The sequence below is a fragment of the Serratia sp. DFXYC6 genome (assembly GCF_057196085.1).
Genome location: NZ_JBXUNV010000011.1, coordinates 1 through 5,420 on the forward strand (window position 1 = coordinate 1; position 5,420 = coordinate 5,420).

Annotated in this window: 5 protein-coding genes, 4 tRNA genes and 1 other RNA gene; 8 read left to right on the top strand and 2 right to left on the bottom strand. The window is 51.8% G+C overall.

Annotated features, from left to right (window positions below; translation table 11 throughout):
- Window positions 1–434: 434 nt before the first annotated feature.
- Together murB and birA are read left to right on the top strand one after the other, a co-directional pair.
- A complete protein-coding gene (murB, locus tag AC2CGQ_RS24660) occupies window positions 435–1,472 on the top strand; it encodes a UDP-N-acetylmuramate dehydrogenase (RefSeq protein WP_048326866.1) in 1,038 nt (345 codons plus the stop codon).
- Window positions 1,469–2,431, top strand: a complete 963-nt coding sequence (gene birA, locus AC2CGQ_RS24665) for a bifunctional biotin--[acetyl-CoA-carboxylase] ligase/biotin operon repressor BirA (RefSeq protein WP_004929427.1) — start codon at window positions 1,469–1,471, stop codon at window positions 2,429–2,431. Before murB ends, birA begins: the two co-directional genes overlap by 4 nt.
- A 48-nt stretch (window positions 2,432–2,479) precedes the next feature.
- Here birA and coaA read toward each other — a convergent pair whose 3' ends face one another.
- Together coaA and AC2CGQ_RS24675 are read right to left on the bottom strand one after the other, a co-directional pair.
- Window positions 2,480–3,430: a type I pantothenate kinase gene (coaA, locus tag AC2CGQ_RS24670; RefSeq protein WP_025304936.1), complete on the bottom strand. Its 951-nt coding sequence runs from the start codon at window positions 3,428–3,430 to the stop codon at window positions 2,480–2,482.
- A gap of 219 nt (window positions 3,431–3,649) precedes the next feature.
- Complete coding sequence (locus AC2CGQ_RS24675; RefSeq protein WP_004929422.1) at window positions 3,650–4,198, bottom strand: GNAT family N-acetyltransferase; 549 nt, start codon at window positions 4,196–4,198, stop codon at window positions 3,650–3,652.
- A 396-nt stretch (window positions 4,199–4,594) separates the two neighbouring features.
- Between AC2CGQ_RS24675 and AC2CGQ_RS24680 the strand changes: the two genes are divergently transcribed.
- From AC2CGQ_RS24680 to AC2CGQ_RS24705, 6 genes are all read left to right on the top strand, one after another.
- Window positions 4,595–4,670: transfer RNA gene (locus AC2CGQ_RS24680), tRNA-Thr, on the top strand.
- Between the two features lie 25 nt (window positions 4,671–4,695).
- A tRNA-Tyr gene (locus AC2CGQ_RS24685) sits at window positions 4,696–4,780 on the top strand.
- Between the two features lie 46 nt (window positions 4,781–4,826).
- A non-coding RNA gene (locus AC2CGQ_RS24690) (RtT sRNA) lies at window positions 4,827–4,942 on the top strand.
- A gap of 36 nt (window positions 4,943–4,978) precedes the next feature.
- Window positions 4,979–5,053 (top strand) — tRNA-Gly (locus AC2CGQ_RS24695).
- 6 nt (window positions 5,054–5,059) lie between these two features.
- A tRNA-Thr gene (locus AC2CGQ_RS24700) sits at window positions 5,060–5,135 on the top strand.
- Window positions 5,136–5,244: 109 nt separating this feature from the next.
- The coding region (locus AC2CGQ_RS24705) for a GTP-binding protein (RefSeq protein WP_016831079.1) at window positions 5,245–5,420 on the top strand (176 nt) is incomplete at its 3' end.

The following is a 5,420-nucleotide window of genomic DNA, read 5'->3' on the forward strand; positions in this document are numbered from 1 at the left end:
AGAGTAGGACACTGCCAGGCATCAAATAAAGCCGAAAGCCCTGAACTGACGTTCAGGGCTTTTTGCTATGCGTAAAATAAATATCCTGACAGTATCTATTACTTTGAAAAATGCCTTTTTGGGCATATGTAGCTTATCCTTATAAGGAGGCATAATGTTTCTTTGCTAGGGAAATAGCCAGCTAAATATATAATTGATAGTTCCAGATTATTATTTAAATAATAAAAATATCTATCTATCTATCTATCTATCTATCTATCTATCTATCTATCTATGAACAGACTGATGAGAATTATCCGGTTATATCAAAGATAAATCTTAATTCTTCAGGGTATTAGTCGATAAATTTCACGTTAATTAAAACAAATATTAGCCAGACGCCTCGAATCGAGTAGACTAGGCGGAAGATTATTTCCGTATAGGTACTGAACGTTATGTCTACTGAAAGCGCGTCTTTAAAAAACCACAATACGTTTGCGCTCCCGGTCAACGCAGCGCACCTGATCATGGCCGATAGAATTGAGCTGATGCTCAAGGTGTGGCAACAAACGCGCAAGCGTCAGGAGCCGTTGCTGATTCTCGGTGAAGGTAGCAACGTGCTGTTCCTGGAGGATTTTTCTGGCACAGTAATGGTCAATCAGTTGAAGGGCATTGATGTTCGGGAAGATAACGATGCCTGGTATCTCCACGTCAGCTCCGGTGAAAATTGGCATGACCTGGTGCAATATACGCTACAGGCCGGGATCTGCGGTCTGGAAAACCTGGCGTTGATTCCTGGATTGGCCGGTTCCGCCCCTATCCAGAACATCGGCGCCTACGGCGTCGAATTGAAAGACGTCTGCGAGTATGTCGATCTGCTGGACTTCTCTACCGGCGCTATCGATCGTATTCCGGCTGCCGAGTGTGGTTTTGGCTACCGGGAAAGTATTTTCAAACACCGTTTCCAGACTGGACATGTCATTGTCGGGCTGGGTCTGCGTCTCAACAAACAGTGGCAACCCAAATTGAGCTACGGCGATCTGGCCAAGCTGGATCCTGCCACGGTGACACCACTTCAGGTATTTGAATCCGTATGCGCCATGCGCCGCAGCAAGCTGCCCGATCCGCGTGAAACCGGCAATGCCGGCAGCTTCTTCAAGAATCCGCTGGTGAACGCAGAGAAAGCCGCAGAACTCATCGCTAAATATCCCGCTATGCCGCATTATCCACAGCAGGATGGCCAGGTGAAGCTGGCCGCCGGATGGCTTATCGATCAATGCGAACTGAAAGGATATCGTATCGGTGGCGCTGCGGTACACCGCCAACAAGCGCTGGTGCTGGTGAACATCGCCAACGCCCACAGTCAGGATGTGGTGGCGTTGGCGCGCCACGTACGCAAGACGGTGGCTGATAAATTCGGCGTGTGGCTGGAACCTGAGGTGCGTTTTATTGGCGCGACCGGTGAACTGAATGCCGTGGCGGTGCTGTCATGAAAGATACCAAGGTGCCGTTAAAACTGATCGCGCTGCTCGCTGACGGCGAATTCCATTCCGGTGAACACCTCGGTGAGTCACTGGGCATGAGTCGCGCGGCGATCAATAAGCATATTCAGACCATTCGCGAATGGGGACTGGATGTCTTTACCGTGCCCGGAAAAGGCTATAGCCTGCCTGGCGCCATCCAGCTGTTGGAAGCCAAGCGAATCCTCAGCCTGCTGGAAGACAAGCGTGTAAGCGTGTTGCCGGTGGTCGATTCCACCAACCAATACTTGCTGGACCGCATCGACGAATTGCACTCTGGTGATGCCTGCGTCGCTGAATACCAACAGGCAGGACGAGGGCGCCGCGGGCGGCAGTGGATCTCGCCATTCGGCGCTAATTTATATCTGTCGATGTTCTGGCGACTGGAGCAGGGGCCGGCAGCGGCTATGGGGCTTAGCCTGGTGATCGGGATGGTGATGGCGGAGGTCTTGCAGCGTCTCGGTGCGGCTGATGTGCGCGTGAAGTGGCCTAACGATCTTTATCTGAACGATCGTAAATTGGCGGGGATCCTGGTCGAACTGACGGGAAAAACCGGCGATGCGGCCCAACTGGTCATCGGCGCCGGCATCAACCTGGCGATGCGTGATACCAATGCCAGCGCCATTACTCAGGGATGGATTAACCTACAGGAAGCGGGAATTCAGATCGATCGCAATGAACTGGCTGCAACCTTGCTTAATGAACTGCGTCAGTCATTGAAACAGTTTGAGATAGACGGACTCGCGCCCTTTATCGGTCGCTGGCGTACGCTGGATAACTTTATCGACAGGCCGGTCAAGCTGCTGATTGGCGAGCGGCAGATTGTGGGTATCGCCCGAGGAATCGATTCACAGGGCGCACTGCTGCTGGAACAGGACGGGGAGATCAAGCCCTTCATCGGTGGCGAGATATCGCTGCGCAGCGCGGAATAGTGAGAAAAGACAAGGGGACAGTAACGTCCCCTGAATCGATCGGTAGGCTTACTTTCTTAAACGCACGCTTTCAACGGCGTGGTTAGCGCTTTTGGTCATTATCAGGCTGGCGCGTTCACGGGTGGGCAGTATATTCTGCTGCAAATTCAATCCGTTAATTTCATTCCATAATTGCGTGGCGATATTAATCGCCTCCGGTTCCGGCAATTTTGAATAATTATGGAAATAAGAATCGGGATTGGAAAATGCGCCCTGACGGAATTTCAGAAAACGATTGATATACCAGCTTTGTAATAGCGTTTCCGGCGCATCGACATATATAGAGAAGTCGACAAAGTCGGAAACGAATACGCGATGCGGATCGTGAGGATAATCCATACCGCTTTGCAACACGTTAAGCCCTTCCAGGATCAGAATATCCGGTTGCTCGATGACTTTATTACCTTCGGGTACAACGTCATAGATCAAATGGGAATAAACCGGGGCGGTGACGCGTTTGGCGCCGGATTTCACTTCCGACACGAATTTCACCAGGCTATGCATATCGTAAGACTGCGGGAAGCCTTTTTTCTTCATCAGGCCGCGTTCGTTCAGCACCTTGTTAGGGTGCAAGAAGCCGTCGGTCGTGATCAACTCAACGCTGCGGTGTTCTGGCCAACGGCTCAACAACGCCTGCAACAGACGTGCGGTTGTGCTCTTACCTACGGCTACGCTGCCGGCGATGCCGATGACATAGGGAATCTTTTGCCCGTCGGTGCCGAGGAATTGCTCGAGCACCGCCTGCCTACGCAGGTTGGAACTGATATAGAAGTTCAACAGCCGTGACAGCGGCAGATAAATCTGCGCAACTTCTTCCAACGAGAGATCTTCGTTAATCCCTTTCAGTTTAACGATCTCTTCTTCCGACAACGTCAGCGGCACCGAATCTCGCAACGCAGCCCATTGGGTACGATCGAACTGTAGGTAAGGCGTTGCTAAAGATTGATCTCTTTTTATCATAAGCCAAATTCTGCCTGTTAACGCAGGTTGGGAAAGGCGCCGGACGCCAACTCCAGAGAATAAACAAGCTGCATATTATAGACAGCTTCGTTTTTGGCGTAGACTTTTTTCGCAAAAGTTGTCGATAGGCAGCAGTTTATGTCAATTGTGCGAAGCGGCGCGCAGTTGATAAAGCGGGGTTGCAAGGCGGTATCATCAGAGCCGGATACCGCCTGAAGACTAACTGGCGATGGCGCGCGAAGGCTGATTTACGGTGAACAGACGTTTGTAATAAATGACGGTCGGATGGTAATGCCCATCGGGACCCGCTGCATAATCCGGCAGCTCACCCAAACAGCGATAACCCAGGCTGCGATAAAGCGCTTCTGCCGCCGAACCGGCCTGCGTATCCAGATACAATAGCCCGCGTTGCTGCTGCAGTGCCGCGTACTCCAGCGTCTTCATCAGAGCCTGACCTACGCCGTTGCGGCGAGCACGGCTATGCACCAACAGCTTCACCACCTCCGCACGATTACGGCCGTTCGGCTTCTGGCAAAGTTCGAGTTGCACGGTGCCAACGACGCCGCGATCGTCACGGGCAATCCACAGCAGCAGCTCACCTTTGGCCAGGGCCGGTCGCAGACTGTGGAAGTAGCTCTCGGCGTCTTCGTGAGGAATTAAGGTGTCGTAACCGACAGAAGCGCCGTGCGTGACGGCATCGGTCAACAGGCGGGCCAATTCATCGCGGTAAATTGGGAGCGTAGCGGCGTTGATAGGCACTATTTTCATCGGTCATTCCTCCTGGGATGGGGGTAATGAAGAGAAGCAATAACTGAGCCACAGCGGCGAAAGGCATAGCAACGGCAAAAGGGCGAGGGATCAGTGTAGCCCACGCCGCAGTCCGGGGCAGGTATCCCCTTTTTGGTGCATCGATCCCGCTCACAGTTTACCAGCGCGGGTTAAGTGTTTTGAGAAGCCCGACACGGAGAAAGCGGCGCTCAAGGCTTGCAAAAAGTGGATAAAATTGTAGAGAATGATTGCCGCGAGTGATGAATGTTTGCACGCCGCAGGCTGCAAATTGCATGACAGTATGCAAAATTGACTGATTTATGAGCGAAAGTGCGCGTAAAGCAATTTTTTTGTTGCATAGGTCGCCCGCTCTACCTAGAATGCGCTGCACTTGATGCCGGCTTAGCTCAGTAGGTAGAGCAACTGACTTGTAATCAGTAGGTCACCAGTTCGATTCCGGTAGCCGGCACCATTCAAGTCACAAGTAGTTAAAATCTGGTGGGGTTCCCGAGCGGCCAAAGGGAGCAGACTGTAAATCTGCCGTCACAGACTTCGAAGGTTCGAATCCTTCCCCCACCACCAAATCTTGCCTTCGGCGATTAACTGAGATGCGATAAATACCGCAACGGTTGATGGCGGGAGGAGAGGGCGAAAGCCTTCGGCAAGGTTCGAGCTGTGCAGCGCAAGGCGCAGCCGGCCCGAAGGATGCGAGCCGAGTGATGAACAATCCTGCTCCATCCCAAAATTCTACAGAAAAATCAGGTAGCCGAGTTCCAGGATGCGGGCATCGTATAATGGCTATTACCTCAGCCTTCCAAGCTGATGATGTGGGTTCGATTCCCACTGCCCGCTCCAAGATGTGCTGATATAGCTCAGTTGGTAGAGCGCACCCTTGGTAAGGGTGAGGTCGGCAGTTCGAATCTGCCTATCAGCACCACTTCTTAATTTCTCGCCCCCTGATTTTCTTTCTGTTCTGGATTCAACGAGCAAATGCTTGGTTGATGTGGTGATACCACCGATTTATCCGTGTCTTAGAGGGACAATCGATGTCTAAAGAAAAGTTTGAACGTACAAAACCGCACGTTAACGTCGGTACTATCGGCCACGTTGACCACGGTAAAACTACCCTGACTGCAGCGATCACTACCGTACTGGCTAAAACCTACGGCGGTTCTGCACGTGCTTTCGACCAGATCGATAACGCGCCAGAAGAAAAAGCTCG

Coding starts and splice junctions, on each gene's coding strand:
- murB (WP_048326866.1), top strand. CDS start 435: ATGTCTACTGAAAGCGCGTCTTTAAAAAACCACAATACGTTTGCGCTC.
- birA (WP_004929427.1), top strand. CDS start 1,469: ATGAAAGATACCAAGGTGCCGTTAAAACTGATCGCGCTGCTCGCTGAC.
- coaA (WP_025304936.1), bottom strand. CDS start 3,430: ATGATAAAAAGAGATCAATCTTTAGCAACGCCTTACCTACAGTTCGAT.
- AC2CGQ_RS24675 (WP_004929422.1), bottom strand. CDS start 4,198: ATGAAAATAGTGCCTATCAACGCCGCTACGCTCCCAATTTACCGCGAT.